General features: G+C 72.4%; 19 protein-coding genes and 1 pseudogene. 6 read left to right on the top strand and 14 right to left on the bottom strand.

Translation table 11 applies throughout. The features are described 5' to 3' along the window. Window positions 1-48: 48 nt before the first annotated feature. The 3 genes from ACFXKG_RS35335 to ACFXKG_RS35325 form a co-directional block, all read right to left on the bottom strand. On the bottom strand, window positions 49-648 hold the full coding sequence (locus ACFXKG_RS35335; protein WP_384847755.1) for a DinB family protein: 600 nt from the start codon (window positions 646-648) through the stop codon (window positions 49-51). 70 nt (window positions 649-718) lie between these two features. Continuing rightward, a complete protein-coding gene (locus tag ACFXKG_RS35330; protein ID WP_384847752.1) occupies window positions 719-1,597 on the bottom strand; it encodes an LLM class flavin-dependent oxidoreductase in 879 nt (292 codons plus the stop codon). 77 nt (window positions 1,598-1,674) lie between these two features. Continuing rightward, on the bottom strand, window positions 1,675-2,694 hold the full coding sequence (locus ACFXKG_RS35325; RefSeq protein WP_384847749.1) for an aldo/keto reductase: 1,020 nt from the start codon (window positions 2,692-2,694) through the stop codon (window positions 1,675-1,677). A gap of 267 nt (window positions 2,695-2,961) precedes the next feature. Between ACFXKG_RS35325 and ACFXKG_RS35320 the strand changes: the two genes are divergently transcribed. Together ACFXKG_RS35320 and ACFXKG_RS35315 are read left to right on the top strand one after the other, a co-directional pair. Beyond that, on the top strand, window positions 2,962-3,561 hold the full coding sequence (locus tag ACFXKG_RS35320) for a TetR/AcrR family transcriptional regulator (RefSeq protein WP_384847815.1): 600 nt from the start codon (window positions 2,962-2,964) through the stop codon (window positions 3,559-3,561). 152 nt (window positions 3,562-3,713) lie between these two features. Then, window positions 3,714-4,811, top strand: coding sequence for a hypothetical protein (locus ACFXKG_RS35315; protein WP_384847747.1), 1,098 nt, complete (start codon window positions 3,714-3,716; stop codon window positions 4,809-4,811). A 15-nt stretch (window positions 4,812-4,826) separates the two neighbouring features. Here the strand turns inward: ACFXKG_RS35315 and ACFXKG_RS35310 are convergent, their stop codons facing one another. The 3 genes from ACFXKG_RS35310 to prcB all read right to left on the bottom strand — a co-directional run bounded on the left by ACFXKG_RS35310 (window position 4,827) and on the right by prcB (window position 7,733). Then, a complete protein-coding gene (locus tag ACFXKG_RS35310) occupies window positions 4,827-5,816 on the bottom strand; it encodes a GNAT family N-acetyltransferase (RefSeq protein WP_384847744.1) in 990 nt (329 codons plus the stop codon). Then, window positions 5,813-6,718 carry a phosphotransferase gene (locus ACFXKG_RS35305; protein ID WP_384847741.1) on the bottom strand — a complete coding sequence of 302 codons (906 nt, stop codon included), beginning with the start codon at window positions 6,716-6,718 and terminating at the stop codon, window positions 5,813-5,815. The genes ACFXKG_RS35310 and ACFXKG_RS35305 overlap by 4 nt, the downstream gene beginning before the upstream one ends. A 160-nt stretch (window positions 6,719-6,878) precedes the next feature. After that, window positions 6,879-7,733 (bottom strand): proteasome subunit beta, encoded by an 855-nt coding sequence (gene prcB / locus ACFXKG_RS35300; protein ID WP_384847738.1) that lies wholly within the window; start codon window positions 7,731-7,733, stop codon window positions 6,879-6,881. Between the two features lie 117 nt (window positions 7,734-7,850). Here prcB and ACFXKG_RS35295 point away from each other — a divergent pair. Together ACFXKG_RS35295 and ACFXKG_RS35290 are read left to right on the top strand one after the other, a co-directional pair. Then, window positions 7,851-8,171: pseudogene (locus ACFXKG_RS35295) on the top strand (helix-turn-helix domain-containing protein); the annotation flags it as partial. Window positions 8,172-8,362: 191 nt separating this feature from the next. Then, a complete protein-coding gene (locus ACFXKG_RS35290; protein WP_384847735.1) occupies window positions 8,363-10,558 on the top strand; it encodes a transglycosylase domain-containing protein in 2,196 nt (731 codons plus the stop codon). Here the strand turns inward: ACFXKG_RS35290 and def are convergent. From def to ACFXKG_RS35250, 8 genes are all read right to left on the bottom strand, one after another. Then, a complete protein-coding gene (gene def / locus ACFXKG_RS35285; RefSeq protein ID WP_384847732.1) occupies window positions 10,534-11,190 on the bottom strand; it encodes a peptide deformylase in 657 nt (218 codons plus the stop codon). The two genes, ACFXKG_RS35290 and def, sit on opposite strands and share 25 nt — an antisense overlap. A gap of 227 nt (window positions 11,191-11,417) precedes the next feature. After that, the gene (locus ACFXKG_RS35280) at window positions 11,418-12,422 is read right to left on the bottom strand and encodes a hypothetical protein (RefSeq protein ID WP_365812182.1); all 1,005 of its coding nucleotides are present in this window, start codon (window positions 12,420-12,422) and stop codon (window positions 11,418-11,420) included. 107 nt (window positions 12,423-12,529) lie between these two features. Then, window positions 12,530-13,831, bottom strand: coding sequence for an HD-GYP domain-containing protein (locus tag ACFXKG_RS35275; RefSeq protein WP_384847728.1), 1,302 nt, complete (start codon window positions 13,829-13,831; stop codon window positions 12,530-12,532). Then, complete coding sequence (locus ACFXKG_RS35270) at window positions 13,828-15,336, bottom strand: HD-GYP domain-containing protein (protein WP_384847725.1); 1,509 nt, start codon at window positions 15,334-15,336, stop codon at window positions 13,828-13,830. The genes ACFXKG_RS35275 and ACFXKG_RS35270 overlap by 4 nt, the downstream gene beginning before the upstream one ends. A gap of 247 nt (window positions 15,337-15,583) precedes the next feature. Continuing rightward, window positions 15,584-15,940 carry a mycothiol system anti-sigma-R factor gene (gene rsrA, locus ACFXKG_RS35265; RefSeq protein ID WP_384847722.1) on the bottom strand — a complete coding sequence of 119 codons (357 nt, stop codon included), beginning with the start codon at window positions 15,938-15,940 and terminating at the stop codon, window positions 15,584-15,586. Then, the gene (locus ACFXKG_RS35260) at window positions 15,937-16,596 is read right to left on the bottom strand and encodes a sigma-70 family RNA polymerase sigma factor (RefSeq protein WP_365812177.1); all 660 of its coding nucleotides are present in this window, start codon (window positions 16,594-16,596) and stop codon (window positions 15,937-15,939) included. The genes rsrA and ACFXKG_RS35260 overlap by 4 nt, the downstream gene beginning before the upstream one ends. A gap of 249 nt (window positions 16,597-16,845) precedes the next feature. Beyond that, complete coding sequence (locus ACFXKG_RS35255; protein WP_384847719.1) at window positions 16,846-17,568, bottom strand: alpha/beta family hydrolase; 723 nt, start codon at window positions 17,566-17,568, stop codon at window positions 16,846-16,848. A 143-nt stretch (window positions 17,569-17,711) separates the two neighbouring features. Beyond that, window positions 17,712-18,527: an SOS response-associated peptidase gene (locus ACFXKG_RS35250; RefSeq protein ID WP_384847716.1), complete on the bottom strand. Its 816-nt coding sequence runs from the start codon at window positions 18,525-18,527 to the stop codon at window positions 17,712-17,714. A gap of 149 nt (window positions 18,528-18,676) precedes the next feature. Here ACFXKG_RS35250 and ACFXKG_RS35245 point away from each other — a divergent pair, with 149 nt between their 5' ends. Together ACFXKG_RS35245 and aroA are read left to right on the top strand one after the other, a co-directional pair. After that, complete coding sequence (locus ACFXKG_RS35245; protein WP_384847812.1) at window positions 18,677-19,390, top strand: M50 family metallopeptidase; 714 nt, start codon at window positions 18,677-18,679, stop codon at window positions 19,388-19,390. A 100-nt stretch (window positions 19,391-19,490) separates the two neighbouring features. After that, the gene (gene aroA / locus ACFXKG_RS35240; RefSeq protein WP_365812173.1) at window positions 19,491-20,840 is read left to right on the top strand and encodes a 3-phosphoshikimate 1-carboxyvinyltransferase; all 1,350 of its coding nucleotides are present in this window, start codon (window positions 19,491-19,493) and stop codon (window positions 20,838-20,840) included.

The following is a 20,840-nucleotide window of genomic DNA, read 5'->3' as shown; positions in this document are numbered from 1 at the left end:
TCCGTCGCGCGGCCGGGGCCGTCCCCGCCGGGTCGCGGCGGGGCGGGCTCAGCCCTGGCCGGCTTCTCGCGCCACGCGCTCCAGTCCGCTGCGGTACGTCTCCCACCAGGCCTGATCGCCCGATGGCATGGCGTCCTTCTGCTTCAGCAGTCCGGCGGTCCCGTCGATGAGCTCGCGCACGATGTCGGCGTGGCCGGCGTGGCGTTGGGCGTCGGATATGACGTGCACCAGGATGCGGTGCAAGGTCACCTGGCGCCGCTCCTCCGGCCACCACGGCACGTGGCCGATCGCGTCGAGCGGTAGTTCCGCGATCGTCCTGTTCGAGTGCTCCCACGCCCGGTGGTACAGCCCGACGATGTCCTCGCGTGACTCGTCCGCGCTCGCCCACATGTCCGCGTTGGGGTCGGCGTCCTCCGTGTACCACCAGGGCGGAGGCTCCCCTTCGAAGAACGGCCGTCCGAACGTCTCGCCGAAGTACCCCATCTCTACGGAGGCGACGTGCTTGACCAGGCCCAGCAGGTTGGTCCCCGTGGGTGTCATGGGGCGGCGTATGTCGTACTCCGAGAGCCCTTCGAGCTTCCACAGCAGCGCGTCGCGGGACTCTTGCAGATAGCGGAGAAGGTCCGCTTTGGGGTCGGGTTCAGTCATGCCGGGAGTCTCGCACGCAGCACTGACAGTCCAGTTCCGCGCCGGAGGAGATCTGTACGGACGGGGCCCGTCAGGCCGACGGCGTGATGAGTTCGTCCGTGACCCAGCGGGCGACACCGGCCGGGTAGGGCGTCGGCAGTCCGAGGACGATGTGCCGGAAACCGGCGTCGGCCGCCTCGCCGATCGCGTCCCGGGTGGTGGCGGGCCGGTCGTACGAGACGGGGAGGTGGATGGAGCGGGTGATCGAGGCGGGGTCGCGGCCGATCTCGGAGCAGTAGCGGTCCAGCAGCGCGCTGCGGCCGACGACGTCCTCGATGTCGCCGCCGGGGATGTTCCACAGATCCGCGTGGGCGGCGACCACGCGCAGCGTCGAGGACGCGCGTCCGCCGATGAGGAGGGGCGGATGCGGGTTCCGCTGGACGGGCTTGGGGTTGCAGAACGCTCCGGTGAGCCGGATGTAGTTGCCGTCGAAGTCGAACGGCTCGGCCTCGGTCCACAGGCGCCGGATCACCGTGCACGCCTCGTCGAGGCTGCCCACGGCGTGGGCGGCGTCGTGGAAGGGCAGCCCGTGGGCGTCGTACTCGCGCCGGGCCAGCGGGTGACCGGGCCGTGAACCGGCGCCGATCCCGAAGTCGAGCCGGCCGCCGGAGACGATGTCGACGGTCGCGGCGATCTTGGCCAGCATCGCGGGCGGCCGGAAGCGGTTGCTGGTGACGAGCACGCCGAGGCGCAGCCGCCTGGTATGCGCGGCGAGGGCGGAGAGCAGTGTCCAGCCTTCGTGGGCCGTTCCGCCCGGGTCGCCGGCGATCGGCATGAGGTGATCGAACAGCCACGCGTGCTCGATCTCCGGGATGGCGTCCGCCTCGCGCCAGACCCGGAGGATGTCGTCGTAATGGACCTGTTGAGGCGCGGTCATGATCCCGAATCGGGGCCGGGGTGGTTGTGGCATGGAGCTGTGGTCCTTTCAGCACCGGGGCGCGCCGGGTACGTGCGCGCCGCTTCCGGAAGAGTGCGGAGCCCGGCCGGTCAGCGGCGCCGCAGGGAGGTGTCGAGCAGCGCGGGAGGGGTGTCGAACTTCTCGTGTGCGGCGAGGTCGACACCGGGGGCGACGATCGCGTCGATCGCGTCCAGTACGTCGGCGGGGAGCACGGTGTCGGCGGCGGCGAGCTGCGAGCGCAGATGGTCCGGTGTACGGGGGCCGATGATCGCGGCGGTCACGGCGGGGTGCGCGGTGACGAACCCGAGGGCGAGCTGGATCATCGTGAGTCCGGCGCCGTCGGCGACTCCGGCCAGTTCCTCCACCGCGTCGAGCCTGGCCCGGTTGGCGGGGAGCGTGGTGTCGAAACGTTCCGGCATGAGCGTCGAGCGGTGGGTGGTGAGGGACCGTCCTGACCGGACCGCGCCGGACAGCCAGCCCGAGGCGAGCGGGCTCCAGGCCAGCACACCGAGTCCGTACTCCTCGGTCACGGGCAGGACATGGGCCTCGATCCCGCGCTGCAGGATCGAGTAGCTGGGCTGTTCGGTGACGTAACGGCTCAGGTGGCCGGCCCGCGCGGCCCACTGTGCCTGCACGATGCGGTAGGCCGGGAAGGTCGAGGAGCCGAAGTACCGGATCTTTCCGGCGCGTTGCAGGTCGGTCAGGGCCGACAGCGTCTCCTCGTCACTGGTGCTCGGGTCCCACCGGTGGATCTGGTAGAGGTCGACGTGGTCGACACCGAGGCGGCGCAGGCTGTTGTCCAGCTCGGTGACGAGCCAGCGGCGCGAGCTGCCCCGGTGGTTGCGCTCCTCGCCCATGGGCATGGTCGCCTTGGTGGCCAGCACGATGTCGTCGCGCCGCCCGGCGATGGCCTTGCCGACCATTTCCTCCGACTCCCCCGCGCCGTACATGTCGGCGGTGTCGATGAGGTTGATCCCGCCGTCGAGGGCGGCGTCGACGATGGCCGTGGCCTCGTCCTGGGTCGTGCGTCCGATCGTGCCGAAGTTCATCGCGCCGAGCGCGAGCGAGCTGACCTGCACGCCGGTGCGGCCCAAGGTGCGGTACTGCATGACTGTGTTCCTCCATTGCGGGTGGCGATCCGGGATGCGGTACGGGATGCGGCACGGGGTGGCGACGAGCCGTCGCACGGCGCGGTTGGGCCGTCGGCCCCCGCTCTGGCACCATAATCAAACGGAACCCTGTTCCAGAAAACATACGGAACACTGTTCCGCTTGGCAAGCCGGAAGAGCGGAAGACGTGAGCAGGCCGGGCACGAGCCCGACGGCGGAAGGAGTGGCGCGGTGAACGACGACAACGGGGGTACGGAACCCCCGGGCATGGAACCGACGGGTACGGAACCCACGGGTACGCGGCCCACGGCCCGGCCCAAGCGCACGGACGCCCGGCGCAACAAGGAGACACTGCTCGACGCGGCGGCCGCGGTCTTCGTCACGTCGGGCGTGGAGGCACCCGTACGCGACATCGCGGCCGAGGCCGGCGTCGGGCTGGGCACGATCTACCGCCACTTCCCGACGCGGGCGGATCTCGTCATCGCCGTCTACCGGCACCAGATCGAGGCCTGCGCCGAGGCCGGTCCCGCCCTGCTGGCGAGCAGCGCGACCCCGCACGCCGCGCTGGCGGAGTGGATCAATCTCTTCGTCGACTTCCTGGTCACCAAGCACGGCCTCGCCTCCGCGATGCGCTCCGACGACACCGGCTTCGAGGCGCTGCACGCCTACTTCCTCGACCGCCTGCTGCCCGTGTGCGGCCAACTGGTCGAGGCCGCGGCCGCCGCCGGGGAGATCCCGCCGGACCTGGAGGCGTACGAACTCATGCGCGGCGTCGGGAACCTCTGCATCGGCGCGGAGAGCGATGCCCGCTACGACGCGCGCCGGCTGGTCGGGCTCCTCGTCGCCGGACTGCGCCGGGCGCACTGACCACCGGCGCCCACGGGACGTCATCCCTCTACACTCAACCTCACGAACCTGACAAGCAGAGTTAGTGAAACGCTGCTGGAACTCTGGTAGTTGCTGCCGGGCTAAAACTTCACCAGTGGGTCGTGGCGCGGCCGAGAGGGATGGAGAGACGCATGCAGGCACCTCACGGGAGACCGCAGCAGTCGAGAACACCGGCGAAGAAAACGCCGGCGGCGAGCACTCCGGCGCCCGGTGCGGACTCCACGGCGTACTCGGAGTACGCGGCGCTGCAGAGCAGTGCGGGAAACGCCGCGGTGGCCAGGATGATCGAGCAGCGCGGACCGGCTCACGGCACCGGCCACGGCTCAGGCCCCGGTGCCGGCCACGGGCCCGGCCCCGGTGCCACGGCGCAGGCGTCCTCGGGCCGGGCCGGCCTGGCCGTGCAGCGTACTGTCGACTACACACAGGCCCCGTGGTCCCGGCAGCATCTCGCACCTGACGCGTTCACCGCTCTGCTGAGCCAGGCATCGGGTGGGGAGCAGCCGGGGAAGGATTTCTCCGTCCCGTACCGCGATCTGTTCGAGACCCTGAACGCTTCCTCCGAAACGGTCGCGATCAACGAGCAGGCAGGGCCCTCGGCCGGTTCGCGCGCGTTGTTCGCCCTGGCCCCGGAGGGGGTTGGCGGCACGTTGCAGGTGGCACCGCCAGGGGCCGATGCCTCCGCGGCGGAGCTGCGGAAGTTCGCCGCGACCATGACCCACGAGATGCAGCACGCCCTGGACTCGGTCGAGAAGCGTTACGGCTCCAAGGAAAAGCCGCAGAACATGAGACAGCGCAAGATCTCGACCGAGCTGCGGGCGTTCGGCCGGGAGGCGGCCGCGGCGCTGAAGCTCGCCATGGGGGACACGTACGACCGGGGCAAGGGGACGCTGACGCAGATCCTGTCGAGCACGCCCGAGGGGCGACTGACCCCGGAACGCAATCAGCTCGCCCGCGAGTTCCACATCCTGGACAGCTATCACCGGGGGAGGAAACCGATCCGCGCGGCCTTTGCCGAGCAGCCGCAGGGCCTGCAGATCGGGATCAAGTCGAGTCTGCTCCTCGAACGCCTGGCGGGATATCTCGCCCAGTACCAGCTCGTCACGTCGACCCCGAACAGCCATGAGGCGCTGGAGTGGCTCATGAAGGAGGAGAACGCGGAGGTACTGCAGAAGGGGCTCGTGGAGGGCGTCGATCTGTTCCATCAGCACCGCCCTGAAAAGGGTGAGTGACCCACCCGTCAGTGGCTACCCGAAGTGCCCGTAGCCCAGGCGCTCTTCGGCCCACGCCACGCGGGAGTCGATCAGCCGCCTGAGCTTGAACCGCGCCGGGACCATGCCCCGGCCGCGCCAGAACGCGTCGCTGACCGGGTTGGCGGACGACCACTCGGCGCCGTACGTGGCGAAGCCGCGGTCCGCCGCCCACTCCCCCGCGGCGGCGACCAGCGCCGTGCCCACACCGGTGGACCGGGACGGCGCGGCCACCACCGCGAGGCCGATCGTCGCCGCGCCGGCATGCCGGGTGTCCGCCGCGGCCTGGACCAGGCCCGTCAGGCGGCCGTCCTCCTCGGCGACGAGTAGGAGCTGGGCGTCGTCCGTCAGCGCCGCCGACAGCGCCTCCCGGATCGGCCGCAGGTCGGCGAGGACGGGACGCAGGACCGGTGCCGCGGTGTGGAAGCGCTGCAACTCCACGGCCAGCTCGAACATCGGGGCGAGATCGCCGGCCCGGGCCGCGCGCAGCCGGGTCCCCCGTGGGGGCTCCGCCGGGGCTGCCGGGCCGGTGACCGGGCGGAAGCCCCTGACCTGGTCGATCCCGAAGCCCAGCTCGAAGAAGCAGGAGACCGTCTCCCGGTCGTACGCCGGGACCTCCACGGCGTGGTCGTACGCGCCGATGCCGGCCAGCCGGCCCGAGAGCGCCGCGTACAGGCTCCGCCAGGTCGCGCGCCGCTCGTGCCGCTCGCACGCGTACTGGGGGAGGCGAATCCGCGCCCACTGTTCTCCGGGCAGGCGGGACACGGTCGCCGCCATGAACGCGGTCAGCCTGCCGTCCCGTACGGCGGCCACTCCCGGCCCCGATCCCTGCCACTCGCCCACCAGACGGCGGGCGACGTCCGGGTCCGCGAGATCCAGCACACCGGCCGGGCGGCCGGCCCCGCCGTCGGCATGGGCCTCGGCCAGCAGGAGCGCGGCCGGCTCCACGAAACCGCTCTCGAACGGCACGATCTCCAGGCTCCTCATCGAGGCAGGCCCGCCTTCCGCCACGACGCCCGCACCCGGTCGAGCGTCGCCCGGCCCGCCGGGCCCCAGGTCACCTTGCCACCGGGCAGGCCCCGGTCACCGGCCCGGCCGATGGCGAGGAGGTTCATGCCGCGCAGCACCGCCCAGCCCCGCGCGCGCCGGATCATCGCCTCGTCGGCGTGCGCGTACCCGTGCAGGAGGCGGAGGTCCGCCCCGGCGGGCAGCAGCAGCCACGCGGCGGCCAGGTCCGTCGCCGGATCACCGGCGCACAGGTCGCCGAAGTCGACCACACCCGCGAGAGTGCCGTCCGCGACGACGACGTTCGCCGGGTGCAGATCGCTGTGGAGCCACACCGGGGGTCCCTGCCACTCCGGGGCCGCGACCGCCTCGTCCCACACGGCCCTCAGCTCACCGTCCAGGCCGCCGACGGCGTCGGCCGAACTCTCGAAATGCGAGGTCACCGCTGCGAGGGGCACCCCGCGGTGCGGCTTGACCGGTGCCTCGGCGGGCGCCTCCCGGTGGAGCAGCCGGAGGAACTCCGCCAGGGAGTCCGCCGCGGGCCCGCCCCGGGTGACCGGGGTCCGGTCGGCCGGCTCGCCGGGCACCCAGGTCGTGATGGTCCACGGGCGCGGGAAGCGCGCGGACGGTTCGCCGACGCGCACCGGGACGGGGACCGGAAGGGGCAGGCGAGGACCGAGTTCGGGCATCCAGCGGTGCTCGTTGCGCAGCAGGGAGGGGGCCTGCTCCGTGCGCGGCATCCGTACGGCCAACTCGTCGCCGAGGCGCCACATCTGGTTGTCCCAGCCGCCGTCGACCGGTCGCAGATCCAGCCCGGCGAGGTCCGCGTGCTGCTCACGCACCAGGGTGCGCACCAGATCATCGTCGATGTCGAAACGGTTCATGGGGTCAGAGTGTGGCAGTCGGGTCGCGCGCCGGGGGCCGGTCGGGGCAGCGCGTGCCGGTCAGGGCAGAGCATGGCGGTCGCGTCAGAGCGTGGCGGTCGCGTCAGAGCGTGGCGGTCGCGTCAGAGCGTGGCGGTCGCGTCAGAGCGTGGCGGTCGCGTCAGAGCGTGGCAGGGGGACCGTCCGGGCGGTGCCGGCGCCCGGCGATCATCGCGCGGCTCAGAGCGGCCGTCTCGGCCTCGGGCAGCCGCTCGTAGCCGTCCTCCGTGATCACCGAGACGACGGGGTAGATCGCGCGGCCGATGTCGGGCCCGCCGGTGGCCGAGTCGTCGTCCGCCGCGTCGTACAGCGCCTGGAGCGCGGTCAGGGCGGCGTCGCGGCGGTCCATCCCCGCGCGGTACAGCTTCTTCAACGCGCCCCGGGCGAACGGGGATCCGGACCCCTCCACGTGGAAGTCCCGTTTCTCCCACGGGCCGCCGGTGACGTCGTAGCTGAAGATGCGTCCCCGCGCGCCCTCGGGGGCCGACTCGTCGTACCCGGCGAGCAGCGGCACCACGACGAGGCCCTGCATCGCCTGGTCGAGGTTCTCCCGGACCATCCCGGCCAGCCGGTTCGCCTTCGCGTTGAGGGTCATGGGGATGCCCTCCATCTTCTCGAAGTGCGTCAGTTCGACCTGGTACAGCTTGACCATGTCCACCGCGAGCCCGACCGTGCCCGCGAAGGCCACGGCGGTGAAGTCGTCGGTGGCGTGCACCTTCTCCAGATCGCGCTGCGCGATGAGATTCCCCATCGTGGCCCTCCGGTCACCGGCGATCAGCACGCCGTCCCGGTAGGTGAGCGCCAACACCGTCGTACCGTGCGGGAATTGATCCGGGGCGGGCCGGGCGCCCGGGGGCAGGAAGCGGCGCGTGCCCAGCAGCTCCGGGCTGTGGGCTATCAGGAAATCGGTGAAGGAGGAGTTCCCCGGAAGAAAGAACTCGTCCCCCGGCATGGAGCCGGTCCCCCTGCTCGCCATGCGTCTCCCCCTTCGACCGTGGTCCCCCGCCTCACTTCCTACCATGGGCGCGGGACAGGGAAACGCCCGTACGAACGGCGGGGGGGCCATGGAACCGACAGTGCCACCTTCAACGTGGAGGTCCTCGGCTGGATGGAGCGCCACCTCGACCGGGAGATGACGGTCGAACAGCTCGCCGCCCGGGCGCACATGTCGCCGCGTATGTTCGCCCGCCGCTTCCAGCAGGAGACGGGGACGACTCCGCACCGCTGGCTGCTGCGCCAGCGCGTGCTGCTGGCACAGGAGTTGCCGGAGGGGACGGACGAGACGGTGGACAGCGTCGCCGGCCGCTCCGGGTTCGGGAACGCGGCCGGGCTGCGCCACCACTTCCTCCGCACGCTCGGGACGACGCCGCACGCGTACCGCCGCACCTTCCGGGGGCCCTCACACGTGGCCTGAACGTCACGCATGGCCCGAACACCCTGGGTGACAGGATCCTTAGGTCCGACCTTCCGGATAATCAAACCTGCCAGTTGTGAAGATTCCATGGAGGGCAACAACCTCCACCACCCACCGGAACTCTCCATTCCAGAGTCCGAGCCACCACCTCCCCACGGTGGGGCTCTTGACCGAGGAGGAGGTCCGCACCGATGAGACTGCCCCACGCGCTCCGGTCGCGCCGCACCACACAAGCCCCGACCCGCACAGAACGTTCACATACGGGGGAAGCCGACGAGCACCCCGCCCCCGCCCGCAGGCGGCTGATCGACTACCCCCGCCACGGCCGCCACGGCCTGCGGCGCTGGACACCGTCCTGGAAGCTGGTCTCCGGCGTCGCCCTGTTCTCGGCCGTGTCCCTGGGCGGCCTGCTCGCCGTCGTCTATGCCCAGGTCGAGATACCCGGCGCACACGACTCCGCCCGCCGCCAGGCCAGCGTCTACTACTGGGCCGACGGCAGCCGCATGGTGAGCGTGGGCGACGTCAACCGGCAGGACGTCACGCTCGCCCAGGTCCCCGCCTCCGTGCAGCGCGCCGTCATCGCCGCGGAGAACGCCGACTTCTACTCCGACTCGGGCGTCTCCTTCACCGGCATCGGCCGCGCCGCCCTCAGCATCATCGAGGGCGAGGAGACCCAGGGCGGCTCGACCATCACCCAGCAGTACGTGAAGAACACGTACCTCACCCAGAACCAGACGGTCAGCCGCAAGGTCAAGGAACTCGTCCTCGCGCTGAAGATCAGCAACCGGAAGACCAAGGCGGAGATCCTGGAGGGCTACCTCAACACCTCCTGGTTCGGCCGCGACTCGTACGGCGTCCAGGCCGCCGCGTACGCCTACTACGGCGTCCCCGCCAAGGATCTGGACGCCGGCCAGGCCGCACTGCTCGCCACCCTCCTCAAGGGCGCGGACAGCTACGACCCCTCCCTCAGCCCGGCCAACCACCGCCGGGCCGTGGACCGTTGGAGCTGGGTGCTGGACCGTCAGGTCGAGACGGGTGTGCTGAGCGCCGCCGAACGCGCCACGTACCAGGACTTCCCCGAGCCGAGGAAGCCGGTCAAGCCGACCAGTCAGGCCGGGCAGACCGGCTATCTGGTCGACATCGCCAACAAGTACCTCAAGAGCCGCGGCGGCATCACCGACAAGGATCTCGCGGGCGGCGGCTACCGTGTCCACACGACCTTCGAGAAGGACAAGGTGGACGCGCTGGCCAAGGCGGTCGAGACGGTACGGAAGGACGGCCTCGACCCGGAGAAGCGCCCGGCCGACCGCCATGTGGAGGTCGGCGCCGCGTCCGTACGGCCCGAGGACGGCGCGGTCGTCGCGGTGTACGGCGGCGCCGACGCGATCACCCACTTCAGCAACAACGCGGACACCTCGGGCGTGCCCGCCGGCTCCGCGTTCAAGCCGTTCGTGTACGCCGCCGCACTGGAGTACGGCTCCGCCGCGGAGCCGACCGGGAAGGACACCGCCGCACCGGGCCCGCGCGCGACGGACGCCCCGGTGGCCGTCCCCGCGTTCATCGGGTCGCCGCTGGCCAGGGCGATGCTGGGCACGGGGCACGCCCCGTTCGTGAGCGCGGGCGAGAAGGTCGGGCTGCGGAACGTCCGGCGGATGGCCGTCTCGGCCGGGCTGCGCGAGGAGTCCATGGCGAAGCTGGAGCCGACGTTCTCCATCGGCACCTCGACCCCCAGCGCCGTCCGGCTGGCCGGCGCCTACACGACCTTCGTCAACTACGGCAGCCGGACCGAGCCGTACTCGGTGGCCTCGGTCGAACGCGACGGCGTCCCCGTCGACGGATTCACCAGGCCGGAGCCGCAGCGCGCGATGAGGGCCGAGGTGGCCGCGGAGGTCTCCGCCTCACTCCTGAACACGGGGCAGAACGCCCTCGCCGCACTGGCGAAGAGGGAGTTGGTGGAGCGGGAGGACCAGGGTGTACGGGCGCCCCGGCCGGCCGGGGCGCCCGTCTGGGCGGGCGGCACCAACGCGGGCGACTACATGCGCTCGGCGTGGTTCATCGGCTCCACGGAGAAGCTCTCGACCGCGGTCGCGATGTTCCGTACGAAGCCGGACACCCCGCAGCTCCTGGGCATGCAGGGCGTCGGCGGCCCGGACACCGAGCGCGGCAACGTCTTCCCCGTACGGATCTGGGACACGTACCTGCGGACGGTGGACCCTGGGTCGCTGGAGCGCTCCGACGGCCTCCTGCCGCCGCGGGACGGGGCGACGTCCGGCGGCGCGCAGAACACCCCGGACACCCCCGAGGGGGCCCAGGGACCGGGCACGGCCCAGGGACCGGGCGCCGCCCAGGAGCCCGGCACCGCTCAGGAGTTGGGGACGACCTCGTAGCGCGGCGTGTTCTCCGCCATCTGTCGCAGCGCGTCCTTGCGGTCGCGCTTCGACAGCCGGTCGATGTAGAGGTACCCGTACAGGTGGTCCGTCTCGTGCTGGAGGCAGCGCGCGAAGTAGCCGGTGCCCGCGACCCTGATCGGCTTGCCCTGCGCGTCCTGGCCGCGGACCACCGCGTAGTCGGGGCGCGCCAGCGCGGCGTACGCGGTCGGCACGGAGAGGCAGCCCTCGTTGGAGTCGTCGAGATGACGCTCCGACGGGGGCAGTTCCTCCAGCACCGGGTTGCAGACGGCGCCGACGTGCCGTACGCCGTCGTCGTCCGGGCAGTCGTAGACGAAGACCTTCAGGTCCACGCCGATCTGGTTGGCCGCCAGGCCCACGCCCTCGGCCGTGTGCTGGCTGGCGAACATGTCGTCGATCAGCCGGGCCAGTTCGTCGTCGAACTCCGTGACGTCCCGGCACTCCTTGTGGAGCACCGGGTTCCCGACCACGGTGATCGGGCGGGACGTGCCGCGCTCGCGGTGCGCCAGCTCACGGGCCGCCGCGTCCTCCGTGTCCACGACGAACCCGTCCCCCGGTTCCGCCACCGAGGTGCCGCTCTCGTATCCCTGGTCCGTCTCCTGCTGCGCCATGTCCGCAGTACGCCTTCCTCGGTACCGATGCTGCTTGCACGATCCCGGGCGGTGCGCCGGTGTGCCCGTACAGCCTAAGGGCAGCCCGCGCAAGGCTCACCGGTCCCGGACCCGGCGGGTGACCGGGCGGACGGGCTACGGCTGCCCCGGCGGGCGGTCCGGCGGGTGACCGAGGGGGCAGCGGTCCGGGCCCTCCGGTGCGCTCCGGGGCCGTCCCCGCCCTGCGTTCAGCACACCTCTTCGAGGTCGCGCCACTCCCGGCTGTCCGGGCTGTCGGCGACCCATCCGTCGAGCAGGCCGCGCACCAGCCCGGGCGGCGCCGCGATCCCGCACTCGCGCTCCGGTGCCCACAGCTCGCCGGCCGTACGGTGCCCCAGCGGCCCCGGGTGGCCCGGCTCGCTGTGGTCGTGCGGGTCGAGGTGCTCGCCGTCGCCCTCGGCGCTCGGCATCGTCGACTCCGAACAGGAGCGGCAGAGCAGCCGCACCGAGGACGACCAGTCCTCGGCGGCGAAACCGGCGTCCGCGGCCAGCCGTTCCAGGGCGTCCCGGTCCCCTTCCGTGGCCGCTTCGAGCAGCACCACCCAGGTGGGTACGGGCGAGGGGGCCCACAGCTCGATCTCGTCGAAGACCGGGTAGGCGCGGACGGCTCCGTCCGGGCTCGCGGAGGTGGTGCGCTCACCGTTCGGCACGCCGTCGTGGAGGACGACCTCGCCCCAGCGGCGGCCCGACGAGGGCAGCGGGATCGACAGCACCTCGATCCGCGCCGGGTCGATCCGGCGGCCCCAGACCACCTCGGCCTCGCCCTCCGGGGAGAGCCGGACGGCCGCGCTGCCCAGCACCATGCCCTCGGGCTCGCCGTTCGCCTGGACGCTGTGCGGATCGCCCGGCACGCGCAGCCCGTACGCCTGCCAGGCGCGGCGGGCCAGCGGCCAGTCCTGGAGGGCGGTCGCGGCGATCCCGACGTTCCACCAGTCGGGGGCGCCGGTCTCCTTGTCGAGCAGGGCCACGGCGCGCAGTCCGGCGGCGCGCGCCTGCTCCCAGTCGTGCCGGAACTTGTGCAGCAGCGCCAGGTTGAACCAGGACTCGGAGAGCCACGGTTCGAGATCGGCGGCGCGCGTCAGCAGCGCGCCCGCGTCCTCGTACCGGCCGTCACCGATCAGCGTGAACGCGCGGTCGGTGGCCTGCCGCCACGAGGCGGAGGGCCGATGCCGTACCTTCCCGAAGATCTTCACGATTCCCGCCTGCCGGTCGTCGGGCAGTGCCCCCTGACACCCTCTTCTTCCACCCTCTTCTTCGCATCCAACCATGCCCGGTCGGACGCCCGCTCATTACCCATGGGTTACCCCGCCCCACCAGCGGCCGGGCCGCCCCGGGAGAGGACGCGCGCCAGGGATTCGACCACCTCGGGCTGGTAGTCGTGCCCCGTGCCGAGCCGCAGCCGCTCCAGCGCGGCGAGCGGTCCGCCCGCACTGGCACTTTCCCCGGCGAGGTCGTCGTACGCATTCACGGCGCGGATGATCCGGGCGGGGAGGGGCTGCTCGCGGTACGGATCGGCCTGGCGCTCCACCACCATCGCGACGGCGGCGGGCACCCCGGTCTGCCGGACCACGGCGCCGCCGAGCAGGGCGATACGGCGCTGCTCGGCGACCGGGAGCAGCGCGGTGGCGCCCTCGGGCACCGGGTCGACGAGGGAGAGCTGGCCGATGTCGTGCATGAGGGCGGCGTACTCCAGGACGGTCAGCTCGGGCCCGGAGAGCCCCAGCTCGCGGCCGACGGCCCGGCTGAGGTCGGCGACCCTGCGGGCGTGTCCGTGCCGGGTGTAGCCGGCGATCTCGGTGGCGCGGGCGAGCGAGGCGATGGTCTGGGCGTAGGTGGCGCGTACGGCGGCGTACCGGCGGAAGGAGAGCTGTGTGAGCAGCAGCGGTACGCAGAACACGGGCAGCGCCCAGAGTCCGGCGACGGCGACGCCGAGGGCGATCACGGCGCCGGTGGCGCAGACGGCGGAGCCGATGTGCAGCAGGGCCCGCAGTTCGTCGCGGAGCAGCGGGCCGAAGGGATGGCGGGTGCGGGCGCGCACCATCAGGGCGGCCAGTACGGCGTCGCAGAGCGCGGTGAGGACCAGCAGGACGAGGAGCAGGAGCGCGTGGCCGGGCCCGGCGCCGACGTGTTCGCGCAGTTCGCCGGAGTTGTAGAGCGGCTGGAAGCAGACGGCGGCGAAGCCGGCGGTGAGTACCCGCCGGACCAGCTGGTCGGGGGTGGGGCCGTGACCGCGCGCGACATGGGGGGCGGCGCCGGCGAGGGTGGCGGCGAGGACGACGGCCACGGTCTGCAGGACGCCGTGGGTGGTCTCCTGCCCGGCGTTCTCGCCGAGCAGGGCGTAGCCGAGCGCCCCGGCGGCGGCGAGCGGCGCGGGCTCCCGTTCGCCGGGGAGCGCGCCCCAGCGGGCCAGTTCGCCGACGGCGACGAGGACGCCGAAGGCGAGGGCGACCCGGGGTTCCGCGAGGCCGTGCCAGAGGGTCGAGCCGAGGCCGGCGGCGGTGAGCAGCCCGGCCGCGCCGTACAGGGCGACGACGGCGAGGGGGAGGGCGCGGGTGCGGGCGTGGCCCGCCGGCGCCTGGACGGTGGTGGTGGCGGCGGTCATCGTCGGCCGCCACGGGACACGCCGCCGGGCGCACGGGTGTCGGTCGTACGCGGGCCGGCCGTGCGGTACGCCCCGGCCGCCGCGCCCGGTTCGGTGGTGCGCGCCGAAGGGACGTTTCCGCGCGGCCCGGGGGCTGGTGGGGAAGCCGGGCCGGACGGGGTGGACGGGGAAGCCGGGGCGGACGGGGCGGTCTCCTCGTCCGCCGTGACCGCCGTCCGCCAGCCGTGCCGGTCCAGGGCCCGTACCAGCGCCCGCACCATCGCCGGGTCGAACTGCGTCCCCGCGCACCGCTCCAGCTCCGCCACCGCCGTCGCGACCGGCCGCCCGCGCCGGTAGGAACGGGTCGAGGTCATCGCGTCGAAGGCGTCCGCCACCGCCACCACCCGGGCGAACTCGGGAATCCGGTCCCCGGCGAGCCCGTACGGGTAACCGCTGCCGTCCAGCCGCTCGTGGTGGTGGAGGATCGCGCCGCGCGCCTCGCCGAGGAAGGCGATGCCCCGCACCATCTCGTGCCCGTACTCGGGGTGCAGTTCGATGACGCGGCGCTCCTCGGGCGTCAGGGGGCCGTCCTTGCGGAGCACCCGGGTCGGCACGCCGAGCTTGCCGACGTCGTGCAGGATCCCGGCGAAGCGGAGGACTTCGATCCGCTCCCGCTCCATGCCCATCTCCCGGGCGATCAGCACGGAGGCGTGTCCCACGCGCTCGCTGTGCCCCCGGGTGTACGTGTCCTTGATGTCGACGGCCTGGACGAGTGCCCTGATCGTGGCCTGATGGGCGGCGCGCTCGCGGTGGTACTGGGCGAAGACCCAGCAGGAGATGTACATCGGCAGCAGGACCAGCAGCGCCGACAGCGGCCCGTACGGGCTGCGCCACAGGACGGCCATCATCAGTCCGGCCAGCCCGTGCGCGGCGTGCGGGGCGAGGGAGCTCGCCAGCAGTCCGCGCCAGGCGGTGCGCGGGTCCATCCGCTCGGCGACGACGAGGATGGAGCCGTCCAGCGCGGTGACCACCAGGCAGAAGGCGAGGGCCGCGGCGCCCGCGGGGAGCAGGACGTACGGGAAGTCGGGCACGGTCAGCCCGTACCCCCCGCCGCCGAGCGCGACGGGACCGCCGAAGACCATCTGCGCCCGGGCCGCCGCCCAGGTGGCGAGGGCGAGCTGGGCCGCGCGCCAGATCCGCCGCGCGCTCCGCGGCCGCTGCTCGATCCGGCCGAGCAGCGCGCCGGGCACGGCGACCAGCGCCGCGGCGGCGGGCGGCAGCAGCAGGGCGGCGGCGAGCAGCACGGGGAAGAACGACCCGGCCGCGACGGGTACGGAGCCGTTCAGCGAGCGCCCGAGGACGCGGCAGCGGGCGGGCAGCTCACAGAGGGCGTAGAGCGCAGCGAGCAGCCCGGCGGCGAGCCAGGGGGTGGAGCCGGCGTCGCGCAGGGCGGGCTGGGCACAGGCGGCGGCGCAGAGCGCGGTCACCAGAATGTACGCGCGCGCCGCACCCGGTATGGCCCTCACGCGTCCCAGCCCCCTCCCTCGACGCCGCCCAAACAGAGGGTCAGGCTAGCGAGTTGGGGGGCGATCATCGGGTAATTGGCGCTGATTAGCACCTTCGGGTGAATAAGGTGCTATGGACCATGACGGGGGCGCACCGCGCAGCGCGCGATACGCCCCCGTCATGGTCCACCGGCGTCCCGAACGGACGGTCCCGAACGGGCGGTCCCAAAGAGGACGGTCCGAAGAAGACGGCCCCGAAGGGGACGCGTCACTCCTTGGCGACTCCGGGCAGGCCGGTCCCCGGCAGTTCGCCGCCGGCCGCTGTGGTCACGGCCGTCGTCGATGCCACGTCATGGTCGGGTACCGCCTCGCCCGAGCGGATCAGGTCGATCCGTCCCAGTACCTTGGCGCGCAGGTCGGCCGGTACGTCGTCGTGGCCGCAGCACCGTTTCACCAGCTTCTTCACGGCCTGCTCAAGGCCGTACTTCTCCAGGCACGGGGAGCACTCCTCGAAGTGGACCTCGAACTTGGTGCAGTCGCTGTCGGGCATCTCCCGGTCGAGGAACTCGTAGAGGTGGTCGAGAACCTCGGCGCAATCCGTCTCATGCGGCTCTCCGCAGCTCATGAGCCCGAACCTTTCCGATCGTCCGACGACTCCCCGGCACCTGCCGGGACAAGCCCGCGGTCACGGGCGTAATCCTCCAGCATGCCGCGCAACTGGCGGCGGCCACGGTGGAGTCGTGACATCACCGTACCGATGGGTGTCCCCATGATGTCCGCGATCTCCTTGTACGCAAAGCCCTCTACATCGGCGAGATAGACGGCGATCCGGAACTCCTCCGGAATCGCCTGGAGCGCCGACTTCACATCGGAGTCAGGGAGGTGGTCCAGCGCCTGCGACTCGGCGGAGCGCAGCCCGGTCGACATGTGCGACTCGGCGCGCGCGAGCTGCCAGTCCTCGATCTCCTCGGCGGCACTGCGCTGGGGTTCGCGCTGCTTCTTGCGGTACGAGTTGATGAAGGTGTTCGTGAGGATGCGGTACATCCACGCCTTGAGGTTGGTGCCCTCACGGAACTGGTGGAAGGACGCGTACGCCTTGGCATAGGTCTCCTGCACCAGGTCCTCGGCGTCGGCCGGATTGCGCGTCATGCGCAGCGCGGCCGAGTACATCTGATCGAGGTAGCCCAGGGCGTCCCGCTCGAAGCGGGCGTTGCGCTCGGCTGTGGTCTCTTCGATGTGGCCGTCGTCGGTCGCTCCGTCGGTCCCAGTGACCGGACCCACCTCCTCCAATGCCCCGGCGGATCCAAAAGCGGACCCACTCGAATCGGAGAATAGTCGACCTTGCCGGGACGGGGCCTGTCGGTCCGCTCCGGCGCCGGCCCGCCCCGGGGCGTTCCGGGCCGCGGAAAGCACCGTCCACTCCAGGTCAGTGGCGTCCTTGCGGCGCGGGCAGATGGTCGAACCCATACGACGGACTCCCTCTCGATGCGCTGTGTACCGACGTTCGTCACAACAGCGACCCCTCGCGCATCATTCCCGCCGGGAACCGCCCAGGGCCGCCAGCCACCGGGCGACGCCCCCGGTGATCACTTCCAGAGTGCCGTCCGGTCCGAGAGGTGCCTTCCTGGGTACGGCGAAGGAGTGATCCCCGTACGGCACCTCAAGGAGCCCGTAACCGCCTCCGGAGGGTTCCGGCGACCGCGTTGCCCCCTCCGGTGTCTCCCCGGGCGTCCACTCCACCGCCCCCTCGGGGAACTCCGCGGGCTTTCCGAAGGGATCGTTGCCTCCCTGTACGACCAGGGTGGGCACCCCGGAGCCCAGCAGCTCCGCCGCCCGGGACTTCTCGGGGCGGCCGGGCGGATGCAGCGGGAAGCTCAGCGCCAGTACCGCGCGGGCGCCCAGCTCGCGCGCCGTACGGCAGGCCACGCGCGCCCCGGCGCTGCGCCCGCCCGCGACGAGGCCGAGCCCCGGCCGCTCCAGCGCGGGCCACACCGCCCGCCAGCCGGCGTCGAGGGTCGCGGGCGCGGGCGCCACCTTCTTCCCCGCCACCCGCCAGGGCTGCTCCACCAGAGCGACGGTCACCCCGAGCGGCGGCAGCGCCCCGGCGAGCGCCCGCAGGTCCCGCGCCTCGATCCCGCCGCCCGCGCCATGGCCGAGGGCGAGGACGAGGCGCGGGCGCGGGGCGGGGTGCCAGGTGATCCTGGCGTCCCCGGCGGGGGTCTCCACGGTCTGGGCCGTCGGCTCCCGAGGCATGTCACGAGTCACACGGGTCACCCGGCCGTCGTGGGTCACACGGTCATCCTGAGTCACAGAGCCATCCTGCCGCCCCGGGGCCCCTCCCCGGGCCAGGGCACGCTCCTCAGAAGGGGCCACGCCCCCGGACCAGGGCACGCCCCTCAGAACAGCGTGCTCTCCTCCGGCGCGGCCAGCTCCTCCAGCAGCTCGGGCCCGTTGTTGCGGACGCTGCTGACCGCCGTCGCGACCGGGTACGCCCGCATCAGCCCGGCCGGCGGCGGCTCCAGCAGCCCCCGCAGGTCGTCCGGGTCCGTACGGGCCGGGTCCAGCCAGGCGTCCCAGCGGTCCGGGGTCAGCATCAGCGGCATCCGGGGGTGGATGTCCGCCAGCGCCTCCGGCCCCTCCGCGGGCGCCACCGCGAGCGGGGTCCGCTCCGCCTCCGTGGTGATCACCGAGCAGGTCGCCCACCAGGCCAGCGGATGGTCGGGCGGCAGGGTCGGGTCGCGCCAGAACTCGTACACCCCGGCCAGCGCCATCACCGAGCCGTCGGCGGGGGTGACGAAGTACGGCTGCTTCCGCGTCCGCTTCTTCTTGCCCTGCTCCTCCAGCTGCCGCTCGTCGGAGCCGGTGACCCACTCGTAGTAGCCGTCGGCGGGCAGGATGCACCGCCGCGAGGCGAAGGGCCGGCGGAAGGACGGCTTCTCGTGGACGGTCTCGGCCCGCGCGTTGATCATCCGGGCGGCGCCCTCCGGCGTCTTCGACCAGGACGGGACGAGCCCCCACCTGAGCCGCCGCAGCTGGCGCACCGGACGGGGCGTGGGCGCGTCCTTCAGGGGGCGCTCAAGGATCGCATAGACCTCTTTGGTGGGCGCCACGTTCCAGTCCGGGGCGAGCGTCTCCTCCGGCTCCCACTTCTCGATGCCGAAGATCCCCTGAAGGTCCTCGGGCCGGCGGCTCGCCGCGTACCTGCCGCACATTCCCCATCAACCACCTTATGAACTGCCTGTGCGTTTCCCGTCCGCCGGAAGGGGGGGCGGCGGCTGAGCGTCTTTCCCCCGTACCGCGTATGAGTGCCAGACTGCCACGACGTACCCCCAGTTGAGGAGCCGCCCGAGAAATGGCCAGCATCGACCCGACCTCGCTCGGCGATCTCTGGGATCGCGTCTTCGGCACCCAGTCGGCACCGGACGAGTGGCTGGTGATCGCCACGGCGGCCGTCGCGCTCGTCGTCGTCGTCCCGCGCGCGCTGTGGCGGCTCTCCCGTAACGCCATCACCATCGCGCACGAGGGCGGCCACGGGCTGATAGCCCTGTGCACCGGGCGCAGACTCGACGGGATACGGCTGCACTCCGACACCTCGGGCCTCACCGTCAGCCGGGGAAAGCCGACCGGCCTCGGCATGATCCTCACCGCCGCCGCCGGTTACACCGCGCCGCCCCTGCTGGGGCTCGGCGGCGCCTGGCTGCTCGCCGCGGACCACATCACCCTCCTGCTCTGGCTGACGACCGCGCTGCTGCTCGCGATACTGGTGATGATCCGCAACGCGTACGGGGCGCTCACCGTGATCGTCACCGGTGCCGCCTTCCTCCTCATCTCCTGGCTGACCAGCCCCGACGTCCAGGCGGCCTTCGCGTACACCGCCGTCTGGTTCCTGCTGCTCGGCGGCGTGCGCCCGGCGTTCGAGCTCCAGTCGAAGCGGCGGCACGGCGGCGCCGGGGACTCGGACGCCGACCAGCTCGGCCGGCTCACCCACACGCCGCCGACACTGTGGCTGCTCTTCTTCCACGCCGTCTCGCTCTGTTCCCTGATCGGCGGCGGACGCTGGCTGCTGGGCCTCTGACCACTGAGACACCGAACCGCCTATCACCTTCACATTACGCCCGGGTTGCTGCGTATTTGATCAGGATCCGGCATCGTCAAGACCCACTAAAGTGTGGGTCATGACCGAAAGCTCCGTGCAGTCCGCCCTCTGGCCCGCCCCCTACGCGAGCGGGGCCGTCGACGCGACGGTCACCGTGCCCGGATCGAAGTCGGTCACCAACCGTGGCCTCGTCCTCGCCGCGCTGGCCGCCGAGCCCGGCTGGCTGCGCCGTCCGCTGCGCTCCCGCGACACCCTGCTCATGGCCGAGGCGCTGCGCGCGATGGGCGTCGGCATCGAGGAGACCGTCTCGTCCAGCTCCGGCGGCGGCCCCAGCGGCGAGGCGTGGCGCGTGATCCCCGCCGGGCTGAGCGGCCCCGCCTCGGTCGACGTCGGCAACGCCGGTACGGTGATGCGCTTCCTGCCGCCCGTGGCAACCCTCGCCGACGGGCCCGTCCGCTTCGACGGCGACCCCCGTTCGTACGAGCGTCCGCTGCACAGCGTCATCGACGCGCTGCGCGCCCTCGGCGCCCGGATCGACGACGACGACCGCGGCTCGCTCCCGCTGACCGTGCACGGCGGCGGCGCGCTGGACGGCGGCACCGTCGAGATCGACGCCTCCGCCTCCTCCCAGTTCGTCTCGGCGCTGCTGCTCTCGGGGCCGCGCTTCAACCAGGGCGTGGAGGTGCGCCACACCGGCTCCCGGCTGCCGTCCCTGCCGCACATCCGGATGACCGTCGACATGCTGCGCGGGGTCGGCGCGCAGGTGGACGAACCCGAGACGGGCGGCGAGCCGAACGTCTGGCGGGTCTCCCCCAGCGCGCTCCTCGGCCGCGACCTGACGGTCGAGCCCGATCTGTCCAACGCCCAGCCGTTCCTGGCCGCCGCGCTGGTCACCGGCGGCCGGGTGACCGTCCCCGACTGGCCGGTACGGACCACCCAGCCGGGCGACGCGCTGCGCGAGATCTTCACCGCGATGGGTGGCTCCTGCGAGTTCACCGAGACGGCCGGGGGCACCAGCCTCACCTTCACCGGTACGGGCCGGATCCACGGCGTCGACCTCGACCTGAGCGAGGTCGGGGAGCTGACGCCCGGCATCGCGGCGGTCGCCGCGCTCGCCGACTCGCCGTCCACCCTGCGCGGCGTCGCCCATCTGCGGCTCCACGAGACGGACCGGCTGGCCGCGCTCACCAAGGAGATCAACGAGCTGGGCGGTGACGTCACCGAGACCGCGGACGGTCTGCACATCCGCCCGCGCCCGCTGCACGGCGGCGTGTTCCACACGTACGACGACCACCGCATGGCGACGGCGGGCTCGATCATCGGCCTCGTCGTGGCCGGTGTGGAGATCGAGAACGTCGGCACGACCGCCAAGACCCTGCCCGACTTCCCGCGGATGTGGACAGAGATGCTCGCGGGAGCGGGTGCCTGA

This window comes from Streptomyces sp. NPDC059255 (genome assembly GCF_042752355.1).
Classification (GTDB): domain Bacteria; phylum Actinomycetota; class Actinomycetes; order Streptomycetales; family Streptomycetaceae; genus Streptomyces.
Note: the sequence above shows the minus strand (reverse complement) of the source record. Positions and strands in the feature narration are given on the sequence as shown.